Source organism: Nisaea sp., assembly GCF_040217065.1.
Classification (GTDB): domain Bacteria; phylum Pseudomonadota; class Alphaproteobacteria; order Thalassobaculales; family Thalassobaculaceae; genus Nisaea.
In genome coordinates this window covers 250,291-266,701 of the sequence record NZ_JAVJNX010000011.1, presented here as the reverse complement: position 1 = coordinate 266,701, position 16,411 = coordinate 250,291, and the positions used below count along the sequence as shown (strand labels likewise).

The window sequence follows — 16,411 nt, the reverse complement described above, 5'->3', positions numbered from 1 at the left end:
TCGGAACGGGCTGCGCGAATCATTTAATATAACTGATCTGCGGAATACATGGTGAGAATGGCACTACCTATTTTCAGACGGGTACCGTCACTGGCGTAGATGGCTTCCTGGGACAGTGCATCCTGCCGCGCATTCTCAGCAATATTATCTGTCACCCTCGTGCAGCCGAGGATGGTATCCAAGTCTCCGCTTGGCCCCGTCATTGGAAGAAACAGCCGCTGCACGACAACATGACGTTTGTCGTGCAGGGTTTGCGGTGCGACGGAGTGGAAGAGGAGTCCCGAAGCCAGGCACTCGTCGAGACGCTTCTTGAGCCTTGCCGCTGTTTTTTCCGCCAGGAACTCTCCCAGAGAACGCCCTCTGAGGCCTTTGCCATAGAGCGTGTTCACAGCTTCGCCAACAAGGTGGTAGCGGTAGCAATCGAGCTCCGGTTCACGCTGGCAGATCCAGACAAAGGGAAGGGACGATCCAAGTTCGGTCGGGTCGATCGACTTGCGCGCCGGATAGGCGTCTCCGGAGCGCCATGCGAACCATCTTTCCACCAATTTTGCGAGTGTTGGGTCGCTGACGTCCTCAAGTATCTGGCTCATTGTCTGAACTCTTTCCAAGAGCTTCAGTGTGGTTCATGACCGGATGTCCGGACCACACACGAAATTCGGATATCATGCTGTAATGGTTGTGGCAATAAATCGGTTGTTGAAACAGGCGGGACCGAGGCTGGGTGGGGCGAATATGGACTAATACGTCGTGATCGTCATCTCTTTCGCTATTTTTGTAAGTTTTTCTAATAATTGTATCAAATTTGATTTCTCTTTTTCCGAGAGAGAGGACGATAAAAACGCCTCCCGTTCAAGTGCGATTGGCACGATCTGGTTGAAAATCTTCTCGCCGCTGTCTGACAGAAACAGCGTCGCCCGACGGCGATCGCCAGGGTCGACCTGTTTCCGGATATGACCCGCCTCGAGCAATTTGGCCGCGGCCCGGCTGACCTGCACCTTGTCCATCGCAGCGCGCTGGCGAATATCGTTCGCAGCCATTGGTCCGTCGCTGCCGAGGATGGCGATCAGGCGCCACTCGGAAATGCTGATGTCGAACTCCGCAGCATAGATGTTCTGGATGCCGCGGGAGACCAGAGAAGACAGGAGAGCAAGGCGATATGGGAGAAATGTGTCGAGCGAGAAATCCTCAACCGACGTCGCCAAATGCGTTGCATCGCCCGGGGGATTATCTTGACTTTGCACCCGTTTTTCTCGATTGGTTTCATTTGTAACTAAATTTCACCTGCTCCGACGTTCGCCGGTCACCGGACCGCTGTCAAGGTGCGAGCGGAACAGGAGCCCGCAGGAGGAGACAGTCATGGCATCTGAGATACTTCAACCGATTCCAGGCGGGACCGCCGAGAATCCGATGGCGACCGACGGTTTCGAGTTCGTTGAATATACCGCGCCCGACCCGGAGACACTGAAGCATCTGTTCCGTACTCTTGGCTTTACCGAGATTGCCCGCCACAGGTCCAAGGACGTCTGCCTGTTTCGCCAGGGTGGTGTGAACTTCGTCGTCAATGGCGAGCCGGACAGTTTCGCCCAGTCCTTTGCCCGCGTGCATGGCCCGTCCTGTTGCGCCATCGCGTTCCGGGTCAAGGATGCGGCTGCGGCATTCGATCGTGCCGTCAAACTCGGCGCCCGGCCGTTCGACGGCAAGGTTGGACCGATGGAACTGAATATTCCGGCGATCCACGGGATCGGCGACAGCTTGATCTATCTGGTCGACCGATATGGCGCGCAGACGATTTATGATGTCGATTTCGTTCCGCTCGAGGGCGTCGAGCAGACCCCCGCGGGAGCGGGTTTCACGATGGTCGATCATCTGACCCACAATGTGCATCGCGGGCGCATGGATGTGTGGGCGGAATTCTACGAACGGCTCTTCAATTTCAGGGAGATCCGCTATTTCGACATCGAAGGCAAGCTGACCGGGCTGAAGTCGAAGGCGATGACCAGCCCGTGCGGCAAGATCCGAATCCCGATCAACGAGTCCTCGGACGACAAGTCGCAGATCGAGGAATATCTCAATGCTTATAAGGGGGAAGGTATCCAGCATATCGCGATGGCGACCGACGATATCTTTGCCAGCGTCGAGGCACTCAAGGCTGCTGGCTCACGGTTCATGAACCCGCCGCCGGACACCTATTACGAGATGCTGGATGAGCGGTTGCCCGGGCATGGCGAGAATGTTGCCCGTCTGAAGCAGCACGGCATCCTGATCGACGGGGCGCCGACCGAAAATGGCGGTCTCCTGCTGCAGATATTCACCGAGACCGTGATCGGCCCGATATTCTTCGAACTCATTCAGCGCAAGGGTGATGAGGGATTCGGTGAAGGCAACTTCAAGGCGCTCTTCGAATCGATCGAGCAGGATCAGGTCAGGCGCGGTGTGCTTGATGCCTGATAGAATGGTCTTGACCGGATCGTAAATTCGCATTTGGTTTCAGATACAGCCCGCCAGCCGATGCTGGCGGGCTGTTGCATTTTATCCGGAGTATTCATGGTTCCGCAGGTGCTGTTCGTGGCGCTCCGCAGCGCCGGTAGGTCCGGGGGCGTCTTATGACAGGCGCGACCGGACATGCCGTGCGCAGCGGTGCAGTACGAGTCTTCTTCATTCTCTGTGCGTTTCTGACGCTGGTACAGATCAACCGGCTTGGTGGCGGGGTTATTGCCAATGCCCTGATGGAGCAGCGCGGCATTTCCCCGGCCGAGATCGGGGCCGTTATTGGGATCATGTCGCTCGCCGCCGCCTTCGTGCAGATTCCGATGGGGGTTTTGTTCGACCGCTATGGTGCACGCCTGACCGCCTCGGCGCTCAGCCTGATTGCGGTTGGCGGCATGGTGCTTTTTGCCGTTTCGGAGAGCGCCGCCGGATTGACCGGAGGTCGGGTGCTGCTCGGCGTCGGGCATGCCGGTGCCGTGACCACGGTCTACCTGATCGTGCTTGGCTGGACCCGGCCCGATCGGGTTGCCACGGTCTCGGCACGATTGATCGCGATTTCGGGCGCAACCAGCGGCCTGCTCGCAACGGCGCCGCTCGCTATCATGCTGCAGCGGGTCGGGTTCACCGGGACTTTCCTGCTGCTTGCCGCCGCGATCCTGATCGTGACGGTTATGATCTTTCTCTGGGGCAGGGACCATCCGCCCGGACTGGTGCGTCCCGACCGGCCGAAAGAAAGCTTCGGTCAGGCCTTCTCCGCCATTCTCACGATGCTGCGGGACCGGGACCTGCGCGGCACACTCATCATGGCAAGCTGCTTTGCCGCGCCTTTTGCCACGATAGGCGGGCTCTGGGCCGGTCCGTATCTCAGGGAGGTTCACGGACTTGGCCAGACCGAAGCAGGCTACGCGCTGCTTGTCATGGTGCTGGCACAGAATGCCGGAACACTGGGGTTCGGCCCACTGGACCGGTTGCTGAATTCCCGAAAACGCGTGGTGCTGGGAAGCTGTATCCTGATGGTGCTCTTGCTCGGAATCATGGCTTTGATTCCGCAACCGGCGCTCTGGCTTGCCCTGCTGCTGCTGGTTGCCTTCGGTTTCGTCTCTCCGTTTTTTGTTGTTCTGGCGGCGCATTGCCGCGGATTCGTGCCGGACCACCTTGCCGGTCGGGCAATTACCGCAATGAGCCTTGTCGGGGTTGGAACGATCTTCCTCGCCCAATGGGGAACGGGGCTGATCGTGGATCTGGTCGGTGGCGGATCCGATCAGGCTTACCGGCTGGTTTTTGCCAGTGTCGCCGTGCTGATCGTCGTGGCTGCAATATTCTACAGCCGGATCCGTGACATTCCGCCATCGGTTCAGATGATCAAGCCCTGACTCACCCTTTACGGGCGACTTCGATCTGTTCGACCAACGTGTCCAGGCTGACCGCACCCGGCAGCAGTTCCTTGCCGATGATGAATGCCGGCGTTCCATTGACACCCAGCGTGCGCGCCAGAGCCGTGGCGTCCTGGATTGTTTTCCGGGTTTCGGGAGATGACATGTCGGCTTTCAGCTTCTCGATGTCGAGGCCGACCTCCCGGGCTGTCTGGAACACGACGGCATCGCTCAGCCGTCCGCGGTAGCCCATGAGAGCGATGTGGAATGCCTGGTAGGCGCCCTGGTTGCGGGCCGCGATCGAAGCATGGGCTGCGGTCACGGAGGCCGGGCCGAGAATCGGGAATTCCTTCATCACCCAGCGGACATTCGGATCCTGCTTCAGCAGCTGCATGACCGGATCGACCATGCGCTTGCAATAACCGCACTGGTAATCGAAGAACTCGACCACCGTGACATCGCCATCGGGATTGCCGATGACCGGATCGTCGGGATTGGCGAAGATCTGGTCCTGGAAATGGACGAGCGCAGCGCTTTGCTGCTGTTTTTCCGCCATTTCCTGGCGCGCCTGCATGGCATTGAGCGAGTCAACGATCACTTCCGGATGGGCCAAGATGTAGTCGCGGATGGCAGCGTCGAGCGCGGCCTTCTGGTCCGCCGAAAAGGGCTCTGCGGCAGCGGCCGGCAGACTTGCGGGCAGGATCGCAAGAGCGACCGCGAGAGCCAGTGCCTGGATCAGCGGCCTGCGGGGCTTTGTTCGGAGCATCGTGGCAGCCATGTCGCGTGCCTTTCCCGTCGTGATTTGATCTGTTGCTGACTTTAGCCGGGGCACCGGCGCTGACAAGCCACGTTGTCGTTATTGCATCCTGCCGGCCGCACGGGGGCTTTATTTCTTCTTTCGCTCGCGGTCGCGCGGTGTCGAGATTTCCTCGATATCGGTGGCTCTCAACCAGGCCTCGGTATGCGGTTGCAATTTCTGCTTGGCCCGGTTGGCCTGCAGGGCGGCGTCCCGTTCCCGCCCGGCCCGAAAGGCTTCCTCGGCGAGCGCAAGGGCGGACATTCCGTGCTCGCCGTTCCGGCCGTAGGCGATGGCAAGCTGGCGCCAGGCAAAAGTGCTGTTCGGCAGTTTCCGAACGACATTTTCCAGATGCGCCTGCGCTTCCTGGTCGTCTTCCTTTGTCCCGAGGGCGAGCAGGACCCGCGCCAGCTCCAGCTCGATCCGCGGCGCATCCGGCAGGGCCTCGTGCGCTTTTCGGTAGGCCGCCTCCGCTTTCGCCGGCAAGGCCGCCTCGAACAGGATCTGGCCTTTCAGTTCAAGGAAATAGGGATCGTCCGGATTGTCTGCCAGCAGGTCGTCGACGAGGCTCTCGGCTTTCGTCGTGTCCGGCAGCCGATAGGTGGCGATGGCGCGGGCGTAGCGGGCTTCCAGAGATGTCTCGGTTTCCGGGTAATCCCTGAACGTGCGCGCTGGAGAATTGATGAAACCATGCAGCTTCGCCACCATGCGGCGGTGTTTCAACTGCAGATCTTCCGGCAATTTCTTGTCGCTGTAGCGGGACTTCCTGACCTGTTCCTCGACAAAGGCGATTCGATCCCGGGTCAGGGGGTGTGTACTTGCATAGGGAGACCGGCTGCGGCCGCTCAGCAATTCCTGACCACTCAGGGTGGAGAGGAATTCGAGCATGCCCTTCGATGTTTCCTGGTTGCTTTCAAGGTAGCGGATACCTGCTTGGTCTGCGGCGGATTCCTGCGCCCGGCTATATTCCAGCAGTGATCCCTGCACCGCCGCCTGACTGCCCTTGAAGATCGCTGTGGCCGCATCCCCGCGGCCGGTCGCCAGGGCGGCGCCCGCGCCGAGGATTATGCCCAGGAGAGCGTTCTGGCTTGCATTCCGCAGGGCTTCTCCGCTCCGGGCCAAATGGCCTCCGGCAATATGTCCGGTTTCGTGAGCGATCACTCCAAGCAGCTGTTCCGGCGTTTCTGTCGCCATGAGCAGCCCCGTATGGAAGAAGATATTCTGGCCGCCGGCGACGAAGGCATTCAGCGTGTCATCGTTGATGAAATAGAGATCAATTGCCGAGGGCGACAGGCCGGCGCTCTGAAAAACCGGTGTCGCCAGCTCGCGGATATAGAGCTCAATCTCCGTATCGGTAATGTACGATCGGGCGTCCGCCGGCCGGGCCCATCCGGAAAGGACGGTCAACATAAACACGATCGTAACTAGAGACTTGCCAACAAGGGCTTTGCACTTCATGGATTTGGGTCCGAGCCTGTTGGTGCAGCGCGCATGGCTTTTTAATGTGCGCGTGTCAGGGAACGCATTCAATAGCTAGCGGTGAATTGAGGGGAAGTTATGTTTCATAGGACCGTGCCTGCGGCATTGGCGCTCTGTGCCGGCCTACTCGCAGGCTGTGCGAGCGACGAGGCCGTCGAGGTCACCGAAGGCTTTTTCGGATCTGTCGCCGTTGATGAGCCCCGGGCCGCCGTTATTGCCGAAGATGTGCTGGTTCATGGCGGCACAGCCGCCGATGCGGCTGTCTCGGCCTATTTCACCCTGGCCGTCACATTACCGTCGTCAGCGGGACTGGGAGCGGTCGGTACCTGTGTTGTCTTTGATTCCGCCAGCAAGCGTTTCGAGCGCCTTTCCTTCCTGCCGTACCCCTTGTCGGATGAGCGGAATGCGATTGCGGCTCCGCTTGGCCCGCGGGCGATGTTCGCCTTGCATGCCCGTTACGGTCGGCTGCCGATCACGCAGCTGATCGGCGAGCCGGAGCAGCTCGCGCGGTTCGGCGAACCTGTGTCCCGCCGCCTGGCGGAGGACCTTGCGCGCGATGGCGGCGGGCTGCAGGCATCCGGCCCCGGGCGTCCAAACCTGTTCGCTCCCGGCGGTACTCCGCTGCAGGCGGGGAGCTCCCTTGTCCAGCTGGATCTTGCTGCCGCCTTTGGCCGGCTGCGGGTCTCCGGAATTGGTGACCTCTATTCAGGGCAGCTCGCGCGCCGTTTCATGGCAGGGGCGGCAGACTTCGGATATTCGGTCGATCCGGCGCGCCTGCGCAGTGCGGTTCCGTCGTGGGCCGATGTCGAAGGCGTCGATTTCGACAATCATGTCTGGGCGGTCGCAGCCAGTCGCATCGCCGATAGCGCGCTGATCGGCAAGACTCTCTCGCTTGCGTTCCATGAAGGCAATTGGTCTGCCGCGCCGCAGGACATTGACCCGCTCATGCTGGCCGAAATGCAGGTCCGTGCGGCAAATGCAGTGGCAAATGGCGACACCGACCTAAGCGAGGATGCGGCAGCGCTGCTGTTCGGGAATTTCAATCCTGGTGCGCCCCGCAGCGCGGCTACGCCCGGCGCGGCCGCCCTGTTCGGAGGGGCATCACGGTCCGGCGCGACGAGCTTTGCGATCACCGACAAGCGCGGTCAGTCGGTCGGCTGTGCACTGACGATGAATGCTCCGTTCGGGACAGGCCGCGCGCTTCCCGATCTCGGCTTCATGCCGGCCCCGGCTCTTCCGGCTTCGAACCCGCCTCTGGCCGCGGCCGTTATTGCCGGCAACACGCATGCCTGGCAGGTCCATATGACGGCAATGGCGACCGGCGGCCGGGAAGCGGTCTCAGCTCTCGTGCCGCCCATCGCGCGGCATTATGCCGGCGGACAGCAGATGCCGGCAGCCGTTGCGGCGCCGCGTTCCCACTTCGACATGGCGACCGGTGTTCTCTCCGTTGAGACCGGTATCGCGCCAGGCGCCGGGGCTATTGCCGCGCGATCCGGCTATCCGGTGCAGCCGGCCATCCGGCCGATTGGCGCGGTTCGCCTGTTCCGGTGCCGGGAAGGGTTGCCGCGAAGCGACCTGGATTGCGGCATTGCCGACGATCCGCGCGGCCGCGGCATGATCCTGTTCGAACCCGGCACATAACAGAGAGGCAGGCCCATGGCCCTGAAAGTTTCCCGGCGGGGCGCTGTCCCCGCTTTCATCGTCATGGATGTGATGCAGGCTGCGGCTGACCGGGAGGCCGCGGGCGGCGATGTGCTGCATCTTGAAGTCGGCCAGCCGGCGACACCGGCGCCGCGCGGCGTGATCGAAGCGGCGAAACGGGCGCTGGATGATGACCGGATCGGCTATACGCTGGCCGCCGGAATCGACCCCCTGCGGGAACGCATCGCGCAGCATTACAACGATTGGTACGGGGTCTCCCTCAATCCATCCCGGATCATGGTGACAACCGGATCGTCAGGTGCTTTCCAGGTCGCCTTTCTTGCCGCCTTCGAGGCGGGCGACCGGGTGGCCATGGCGTCGCCGGGCTATCCTGCCTATCGCAACATTCTCTCCGCTCTCGGTGTCGAAACCGTGTTGCTGGAGACCGCGCGTTCGGATCGCTATCAGCCGACCCCGGCATTGCTCGATGCCGTGGAGGGGGAGATCGACGGCCTGATCGTCGCCAGCCCGTCCAACCCGACAGGCACCATGCTGGGGGCGGAGGAACTCACCGCCCTGACCGATTACTGCAAGAAGAAGGGCATCCGGATCGTCTCGGACGAGATCTATCACGGCATCGGTTTCGGTACCCGTCCGGTTTCGGCGCTGGAGAGCGACAGCCAGGCTCTCGTCATCAACAGTTTCTCGAAGTATTTTTCCATGACCGGCTGGCGGCTCGGCTGGATGGTGGTGCCGGAGGATCTGGCCCGTTCCATGGAGTGCCTGGCGCAAAATTTCTTCATCTCGCCGCCGACACTTTCCCAGCATGCAGCGGTGGCGGCCTTCGATTGTCACGATGAACTGCAGGCCAACGTGGCGCGTTACGCGAAGAACCGCGAGGTGCTGCTGAACGAGCTTCCGGCGGCCGGGCTGGACGATCTGGCGCCGGCGGACGGTGCTTTCTACATCTATGCTGACGTCACCCGTTTCACCAATGACAGCGTCGATTTCTCGAAGCGGATGCTGGCCGAGATCGGTCTCGCCGCGACGCCGGGCGTCGATTTCGACCCGGCGCGCGGCCATGGTTCGATCCGGTTCTCCTTTGCCGGCGCCACCGCAGACATGATCGAGGCGAGCCGCCGGCTCAAGAGCTGGCTTAACCCTGCCTCTGTTCAGCCGTCTCCGGGGCGTCGGGCAAATTGTCAGGGAATCGGTCCCGCTCGCGACGATTGACCACCGACCCGGTCCACCATTCCCGGAAATTCGACCGGAGCTGCAAGGCGGACGGCGTCACGATCAGCGTCAGGATCGTGGCGAAGCCCATGCCGAACACGATGGCGGAAGACAGTGCCACCCACCATTGGGTCGACGGCGCCCCGACCGAGACTTCCCGGGTGAAGAGGTCGATATTGGTCTGCAACACCATCGGCAACAGGCCCAGCATGGTCGTGACCGTGGTCAGCATGACCGGGCGCAGGCGCTGGGCACCGGTGCGCAGGATCGCCTCCATGGTACTGCCGGTCGTCGTCTTGAGTGCATCGAAGGTATCGATCAACACGATATTGTTGTTCACCACGATACCGGCGAGCGCGATCACGCCGATGCCGCTCATCACGATGCCGAAGGGCTGGCCGGTGACCATCAGCCCGATCATCACGCCGATGGTGGACATGATGACCGCGCTCAGGATCAGGAAAGCGCTGTAGAAGCTGTTGAACTGGGTTACCAGAATGATCGCCATGATGAACAGGGCGATGCCAAAGGCCTTGCCGAGGAAGGCCTGGGCCGCCTTCTGCTCCTCGTCCTCTCCCTTGAACTTGTAGCTGACACCAGCCGGCAGGTCGGTTTTTGCCAGCCATTCGGTCAACTCCTGGACCTTCTCGTCCGCCAGCACGCCGGGGAGGACATCCGCCTTCACGGACATGACCTGACGCGCATCGGAGCGCTTGATGGTACCGACCTTGGCCTGGGGTGACCAGGTAACGAAGTTCCGCAGCGGCACCAGTCCCTTGTCCGTCACCATCCGGATCGAGAGGAACTGATCCAGGCGCCGGAACGGGCGCGGATAGCGGACGACGATGTCGATCTCCTCGTCGCTGTCGTTCGGCCGGAAGTCGCTGACCTTGAGGCCGCGCGTGACGAACTGCACATAACTGCCGATCAGGGCGATATCGGCGCCGAATTTGGCAGCCTGCGCCCTGTCGACGTCGATCTGCCACTCGATACCGGGGATATGCCGGTCATCCTCGATATTCTGCAGCCCCGTCATATTGTCGAACTGGGCCCGGATCTTTGTGGTCGCCTCGGTCAGGCGGTCGGGATAATTGGACCGGAGCTGGACCTGGACCGCCTTGCCGGTCGGCGGTCCGCCCTCTTCCTTCGCGGTTTCGACAAAGATGCCGGGATAGGCTTTGGCGCGCGCGGCGATGTCCGCGAGAATCACATCGGCTGGACGGCGCTCCTGCCAGTCCATGAATTCGACCTGGATCGTGCCGATGACATCCTCGGCCAGATCCTGCCCGCCACTGTCCTTGTCGCCGACAAATGTGTAGGTGGACTTGAAGCCGCCGACATCGAGCACTTCCTTCTCGATCTGGAGAACCAGCCGCGCCTTTTCCGCTGTCGACATGTTGCCGCGGGCATGGACATGGATCATGGCGTTGTCGGGCTCGACATCGGGGAAGAACTCAATCCCGTTGCCATGGTTGGCGTAGTAATACTGGACGCCGACCAGCAGCGCGACCGCGGCCAGGATCACCTTGCCCGGATTGTTGAGCGCGACCTGCAAGACCTTCAGATAGCCACCCGTGAAGCCCCTGACCTTGTTCAGGTCGCCGTTTTCCATGGCGGCAAGCGATTCCTGGCTTTCCGGACTCTGCGCACCGGCTTTGCCGATGATCGAGCCGAGGGCAGGGACGAAGAGCAGGGCCATGAAGAGCGAAGCGCTGAGGGTCGCGATCAGGGTGATCGGCAGGAATTTCATGAACTCGCCAACCACGCCCGGCCAGAACAGCAGCGGCAGGAAGGCGGCAAGGGTCGTCGCGGTCGAGGCAATGATCGGCCAGGCCATGCGCTTGGCCGCTTCCGAATAGGCCGCCCGGCGGTCGAGCCCTTCGGACAATTTCCGGTCGGCATATTCGGTCACCACAATGGCGCCGTCGACCAGCATGCCGACGGCGAGAATCAGGCTGAACAGCACGACGATGTTCACCGTCAGTCCGAGCGAGGAAAGTGTCAGGATGCCGAGCAGGAAAGAGCCTGGGATGGCGATGCCGACAAGACCGGCGGAGCGGATGCCAAGCGCGCCGACGATGACGATCATGACCAGCAGCACGGCGCTCAGGACGTTGTTGCGCAGGTCGGTCAGCATGATCCGGATCTGGCCGGACTTGTCCTGGCTGAAAGTGACGTTGACGCCGTTCGGCCAGGCTTTCTGCGTCTCGGCGACGATGGCGCGGATCTTTTCGACGGTCTCGATCACGTTCTCGCCGATCCGCTTGGTCACCTCGATGCCGATTGCCGGCCGGCCATCTAGCCGGGCAAGAGCCTCGCGGTCCTTGAAGCCGCGCTCCACATAGGCAACGTCACGGACCCGGACCACGGCATCGCCGTTCGTCTTGATCGGCTGATTGAGAATGTCCTGCAGGTTCTCGTAAAGCCCGGGCACCTTGATCGGGAACCGGCCATTGCCGGTATCGAGCGTTCCGGCCGCGACCAGTTGGTTCGAGCGGGCGACGATCTCAAGCACGGCCGCCGCGTCGATGTTGTAGCTGTCGAGACGCAGCGGATCGATGATGATCTCGACCAGCTCCTCGCGTTCGCCCGTCAGCTTCGCCTCGAGCACCGTGGTGATGCCCTCGATCTCGTCACGGAGGTTCCGTGCGAGATGCAGCATGGTGCGTTCGGGCAGCGCGCCAGAAAGGGTCACGACCAGGATCGGGAACAGGCTCACATTGACTTCGTGGACCGTCGGCTCGTCCGTTTCCTCGGGCAGTTCCGGTTTGGCGAGATCAACCTTCTCCCGGACATCCAGCATGGCCTGATCGGCATCGAATCCGGCTGTGAATTCCAGGGTGACGTTCGCACCGCCCTCATAGGCGGTCGCGCGCATCTCCTTCACGCCCTCGATGCCGCGAAGCTCGGATTCCATCGGCTTCAGCAGAAGCCGCTCGGCATCCTCCGGCGAGATGCCGTCGTGTTTCATCGCCACGTAGACGATCGGGATGTTGACGTCCGGATCCGCCTCTTTCGGGATGGTCACATAGGCGACCGCCCCGGAAACCAGGATCAGGAACAGCACCATCAGGGTGGTGCGGCTCCGGTGCAGGGCGGCGTCGATCAGCGCATGCATCGGGCGATCCTCAGTTGGCTTTCGCGGCGTCGGTGCCGACAGCCGATTCCGGTACGGCATGCACCGTCTCACCGTCGGTGACAAATTCCTGGCCGACCGAAATCAGCCGCACACGGTCCGGCAGGCCGGTGACGTAGGCCCAGTCCGCATCGCTGTCGAGCACGGCTACCTTGTTGAATCGCACGGTATCGGAGGCATCGACGGTCATCACCCCGAACTGGCCCTCGTCATTCAAGGTAAAGACTCCGGCTGTAATCTTGTGGGCCGTCACTTCGGGGAGCGGCAGCACGACACCGGCGGTGATGCCGAGTTCCAGTGTCAATGCCGGGTTGGGCACTTCGAGCTCAACCCGGAACGTTCTTGTATCCGGGTCGGCGGCGGCCGTGATGTAGCGGATGGTGCCGGTCAGCTCGGTGCCGTCGAGCAGTGTGGCTCTGCCCGGCTGCCCGACGACAAGCTTGACCCGCTCCTGCTCGGCGACCTGGGCGACGACCAGGAGCGGATCGAGATCATACAGGGTCGCGACCGGATCGCCGCTCTGCACGACATCACCGAGTTCCACATGGACATCGTCGAGCACCGCGTCGAAAGGCACCGCGATTTTCAGGCGCCGGATTTCCTCCTCGACCATTGCCAGGTCGGCTTTGGCTTCCTGCAAGTCGGCAAATGCCTCGGCCCTGCGTGTCTGTGCCTGAAACCCCTTGTCCGCGAGCTTGTCGGCGGCATTGAATTCCACCGCGCGCTGGTCGATGCGCGCTTTCATCATTTGGCGCCGTGCTTCCCGGTCTTCCGGGTCAAACCTGACGATCGGATCGCCTTTCTTGACCTGATCGCCGTCTTTCGCACTGAGCTCGACGACCTTGCCCTGGATCTGCGCTTTCAGCTCGATCTGACGGAAGGGAGCCGTGCGGCCGGAGATGATCACGGCGGAACGGTAGGGTTCGGCAACGCTTTCCACGAAACGGACGGACGCCATTTCCGCAACCGGCGCCGTTATCTTTCCGGGCTCGGTCACTTCGCCGTCCGTCCGCGATCCGCTTGCAAACTGGCCGGACAAAATCCATGCGACGGACCCGATGGCGATGACGGTGGCCAGTATGATGGAACGGTTAATTCTCATGAGACCTCAGAGGGGCTATGTGTTCCGGAGTCGTGGCGTCCGTGTCTGTTCGATGAGGGGGCTACTCGGCTGCAAGACGCTCTTCCGAGTCGAGTTTCGCCAGAAGATCGTCGCGATTGGCCCGCATGTAGTCGGCGGCGGCGCAGTAGATGGTACTGCCGAGCCCGCGGACGAATTCTCTGCCTGGGCCGGCAACACAATTTGCGCTCAACTCGTCAAGCTCGCGTTGCTGGGTCTCATAGAAAGCGATGCGCCCGTCGATCAGCCGGGCGATCTTTTCCGGTGTCTGGTAGTTGGCGAAGAAGATCAGGAAGAGCAGATCGGAACGAACCTGATCCGGCTCCGGGTCTATTTCACAGGCCCGCCGCAGGGCGGTTTCGCCGGCCTCGGTCAGGGAATAGACCTTCTTGTCCGGCCGGCCGTCCTGGGCTTCTTCCGTGACCGTCACCAGCCCTTCCTCGGCGGCGCGCGTCAGGGCGGGATAGATGGCGCCGAGCGAGGCTTTCTGGAAATGCGCGAACGGACCTTCCGCGAATTGCTTGCGGATCTCGTAGCCGGTTGCGTCGCGTCGGCTGAGGACGGCGAGGCAGAGTGTTTTTACGTCCATGAAAAAGCCCTAGTATATCGGTCCGATATATGACGGACTGATATATGAGACCTTCATGCCTGAAGGGAAGGGAAAAAACCTGGCGACGCCGCAGAGTGTGTGATTACCCACAATTTGTGGCTATCGGGCAACAGCCTCCGTCTAGAACGTCTCTTTCCAGGGACGAAGTTCGATCTCCCAGGCCCAGCTTGACCGGGGCTGCCGGTGGAAATGCAGGTAGCTCTCGGCGATCGCGTCCGGATCCAGAAGCTTGTCTTCGCCCGGGCTTTCGCGCTGGTCGTTAGCGGTCCGGATGCCGCCGTCGATGACGAAGTGGCCGATATGGATATTCTGGGGGTGCAGCTCCCGGGCCATGGATTGGGCAAGGCCGCGCAGGCCGAACTTGCCCATGGCGAACGGCGCAGATTGCGGGTAGCCCTTCACGCCGGCCGAGGCGCCGGTGAGGAGAATCGTGCCGCGCCCGGCCTGCAGCATGCGCCGCGCCGCTTGTTGGGCGACCAGGAATGCGCCGTGGCAGGTTACGGTGGTTGCGGCCAGAACCTCGTCCGGGTCGAGATCCACAATCGGCCCGCGGGCCCGTTTCGACGCATTGAAGACCACAAGATCCGGGGCGCCGATCGCGCCGTCTGCCCAGTCGAACAAGGCGGCGACGCTGTTCTTGTCGGCCACGTCACAGGTCTGAACCTGGGCACCGGTTTCAGTGGCAAGGGCGGCCAGCTTTTCCGTGTCGCGGGCGGCCAGCACGACCTTCATGCCATCTTTTGCGCACAGGCGGGCGAGGGAGGCGCTGAGCCCGGCGCCGGCTCCGACAATCAATACTGATTCAGGCATGGGGGTCATCCTTGCTGTTCGGCCCGGTGGCTCCGCCGCCGCTCGCTACCGCATGGGGCGCGACGGTCCGGGGCGGATCACCGGCCAGGGTTCCGGAAGTTCGCCGACCGGGACTTCGATCAGGGTTGGCCGCCCGGCGGCGAAGCCTTCCTCGATCTTCTTTCTCAGTTCCGCAGGCGTTGTTGCCCGCAAGCCTAGCGCACCACAGCTTTCGGCGAGCTTCACGAAGTCGGGATTGGTGAATTCGCTGCCGATCACCCGGTTGTCGTAGAGCTCTTTCTGCATCCGCATGACGTTGCCGTAGGCGCCGTCGGCAAAGACAACGGCGACGACATTGATGCCGTGATGCACGGCAGTTGCCAGCTCCGGCATGGTGTACATGAATCCGCCATCACCATTGATCGACAATACCTGCTTGTCCGGATGCGCGACCTGCACGCCGAGCGCGGTGGCATAACCGTAACCGAGCGTGCCCTGATAGCCAGGAGAGACAAGCGTGCGCGGACCGTAGGTCGGAAATCCGACGCGGCAGGCATAGGCGACCTGAGTGAACTCATCGACCAGAAAGCCATCCTCCGGCAACGCGGCGCGGAGGGCGGCAACCCATTCCATCTGCGGGCCGATCCTGGCTTCGAACTGGGCCTGGAATTCGGCCTTCAGGGCTTCCATTTCCTCGGTCCGGGACGGGCGTGAGCGGTTATGTGACGGGATATTGTCGAGCAGAAGGCGGGTTGCACCCGCCGCATCGGCAACAATGCCGATATCCGGCTTTCCGACACGGGTCAGTTCGGTCGGGTCGATGTCGACGTGAATGATTGCGAGGCGTTCATCCATGCCCCAGGTCATCCTCTCGTGCTGCAGCCGGCAGCCGATGGAAATCACCACATCGGCATCGCCCCAGAGCCGGTTGCCGGCCGGGTGGTGCAGGGAAAGCGGGTGACGATCGTCAAGCACGCCCTTGCCGTTCATGTAGGACACGACCGGCGCCTGCAGCATCTCAGCCAACGCGCGGATTTCCTCAGCAGCCTCATAGGCGCCGCCACCGACGAAGATCATCGGATTGCTGGCCTCGCCGAGCATCTGTGCGGCCGCCGCGATCAGATCCGGGTCGGGCTCCGGCGGCTCCGGTGCCGCGGTCGGCGTGATCGGGCCGACCGGGCTTTTCAGATGCAATTGATCGAGCGGCATTTCGATGCCGACCGGGCGGGGGCGTCCGCTCCAGAGTTCCCGGAAGGCCTGATCCATCACTGCGGGAACTTCGGACGGATGGTTGATCCGGTGGGACCATTTGGTCAGCCGTTCCATCTGGCCGAGCTGGTCCGGGATCTCGTGCAGCATGCCGAGGCCGCGGCCGATGGTGTTGCTGGGTATCTGTCCTGTCAGGGCAAGAACGCGGGCGTTGCAGCCATAGGCGGTGGAGAGCGCGGCAAAGGTGTTCAGCAGGCCGGGGCCGGGAACCACGGCATAGGCGCCGACCTTGCCTGTGGACTGGGCATAGCCGAAGGCCATGTAGGCGGTGCCCTGCTCGTGCCGGGCATTGATCACGCGCAAGCTGTTGCGGGCGTCATAGAAGGCGTTGAACAACCCGTCGAGCTGGATGCCGGGCAGACCGAAAACAGTATCGATACCGTTTTCCGTCAGGGCGCGGACCAGCGCCGTGCCGCCGGTCATGGAACTGGATAGCGTCATGTCTTCCTCCCGTGTGCTGGTGCCGGTCTGCTGCCGG

General features: G+C 62.0%; 13 protein-coding genes. 4 read left to right on the top strand and 9 right to left on the bottom strand.

The window, feature by feature from the left end; genetic code table 11:
* Positions 1 to 23 precede the first annotated feature (23 nt).
* Together RH950_RS19460 and RH950_RS19455 are read right to left on the bottom strand one after the other, a co-directional pair.
* On the bottom strand, positions 24 to 590 hold the full coding sequence (locus tag RH950_RS19460; RefSeq protein ID WP_350059409.1) for a PAS domain-containing protein: 567 nt from the start codon (positions 588 to 590) through the stop codon (positions 24 to 26).
* Positions 591 to 737: 147 nt separating this feature from the next.
* Positions 738 to 1,241 carry a MarR family winged helix-turn-helix transcriptional regulator gene (locus tag RH950_RS19455; protein WP_350059408.1) on the bottom strand — a complete coding sequence of 168 codons (504 nt, stop codon included), beginning with the start codon at positions 1,239 to 1,241 and terminating at the stop codon, positions 738 to 740.
* Between the two features lie 115 nt (positions 1,242 to 1,356).
* On the opposite strand from RH950_RS19455, the gene hppD reads away from it, so the two are divergent.
* Together hppD and RH950_RS19445 are read left to right on the top strand one after the other, a co-directional pair.
* Complete coding sequence (hppD, locus tag RH950_RS19450) at positions 1,357 to 2,448, top strand: 4-hydroxyphenylpyruvate dioxygenase (protein ID WP_350059407.1); 1,092 nt, start codon at positions 1,357 to 1,359, stop codon at positions 2,446 to 2,448.
* Positions 2,449 to 2,603: 155 nt separating this feature from the next.
* Positions 2,604 to 3,860, top strand: coding sequence for an MFS transporter (locus RH950_RS19445; protein ID WP_350059406.1), 1,257 nt, complete (start codon positions 2,604 to 2,606; stop codon positions 3,858 to 3,860).
* Position 3,861: 1 nt separating this feature from the next.
* Here RH950_RS19445 and RH950_RS19440 read toward each other — a convergent pair whose 3' ends face one another.
* Positions 3,862 to 4,638 (bottom strand): DsbA family protein, encoded by a 777-nt coding sequence (locus RH950_RS19440; RefSeq protein ID WP_350059405.1) that lies wholly within the window; start codon positions 4,636 to 4,638, stop codon positions 3,862 to 3,864.
* A gap of 108 nt (positions 4,639 to 4,746) precedes the next feature.
* Complete coding sequence (locus RH950_RS19435; RefSeq protein WP_350059404.1) at positions 4,747 to 6,066, bottom strand: M48 family metalloprotease; 1,320 nt, start codon at positions 6,064 to 6,066, stop codon at positions 4,747 to 4,749.
* 147 nt (positions 6,067 to 6,213) lie between these two features.
* Here RH950_RS19435 and RH950_RS19430 point away from each other — a divergent pair, with 147 nt between their 5' ends.
* Both RH950_RS19430 and RH950_RS19425 read left to right on the top strand, forming a co-directional pair.
* Positions 6,214 to 7,776 carry a gamma-glutamyltransferase gene (locus RH950_RS19430; protein WP_350059403.1) on the top strand — a complete coding sequence of 521 codons (1,563 nt, stop codon included), beginning with the start codon at positions 6,214 to 6,216 and terminating at the stop codon, positions 7,774 to 7,776.
* 15 nt (positions 7,777 to 7,791) lie between these two features.
* Entirely contained in the window at positions 7,792 to 9,009 is a 1,218-nt protein-coding gene (locus RH950_RS19425; protein WP_350059402.1) for a pyridoxal phosphate-dependent aminotransferase, read from the top strand.
* Here RH950_RS19425 and RH950_RS19420 read toward each other — a convergent pair.
* The 5 genes from RH950_RS19420 to RH950_RS19400 all read right to left on the bottom strand — a co-directional run bounded on the left by RH950_RS19420 (position 8,933) and on the right by RH950_RS19400 (position 16,374).
* A complete protein-coding gene (locus RH950_RS19420; protein ID WP_350059401.1) occupies positions 8,933 to 12,187 on the bottom strand; it encodes an efflux RND transporter permease subunit in 3,255 nt (1,084 codons plus the stop codon). The genes RH950_RS19425 and RH950_RS19420 overlap by 77 nt on opposite strands.
* Entirely contained in the window at positions 12,138 to 13,247 is a 1,110-nt protein-coding gene (locus tag RH950_RS19415; protein ID WP_350059400.1) for an efflux RND transporter periplasmic adaptor subunit, read from the bottom strand. Before RH950_RS19415 ends, RH950_RS19420 begins: the two co-directional genes overlap by 50 nt.
* A gap of 61 nt (positions 13,248 to 13,308) precedes the next feature.
* Positions 13,309 to 13,854 (bottom strand): PadR family transcriptional regulator, encoded by a 546-nt coding sequence (locus tag RH950_RS19410; RefSeq protein WP_350059399.1) that lies wholly within the window; start codon positions 13,852 to 13,854, stop codon positions 13,309 to 13,311.
* Positions 13,855 to 13,995: 141 nt separating this feature from the next.
* On the bottom strand, positions 13,996 to 14,685 hold the full coding sequence (locus tag RH950_RS19405) for an SDR family NAD(P)-dependent oxidoreductase (protein WP_350059398.1): 690 nt from the start codon (positions 14,683 to 14,685) through the stop codon (positions 13,996 to 13,998).
* A gap of 45 nt (positions 14,686 to 14,730) precedes the next feature.
* A complete protein-coding gene (locus RH950_RS19400; protein WP_350059397.1) occupies positions 14,731 to 16,374 on the bottom strand; it encodes a thiamine pyrophosphate-dependent enzyme in 1,644 nt (547 codons plus the stop codon).
* Positions 16,375 to 16,411: the final 37 nt, after the last annotated feature.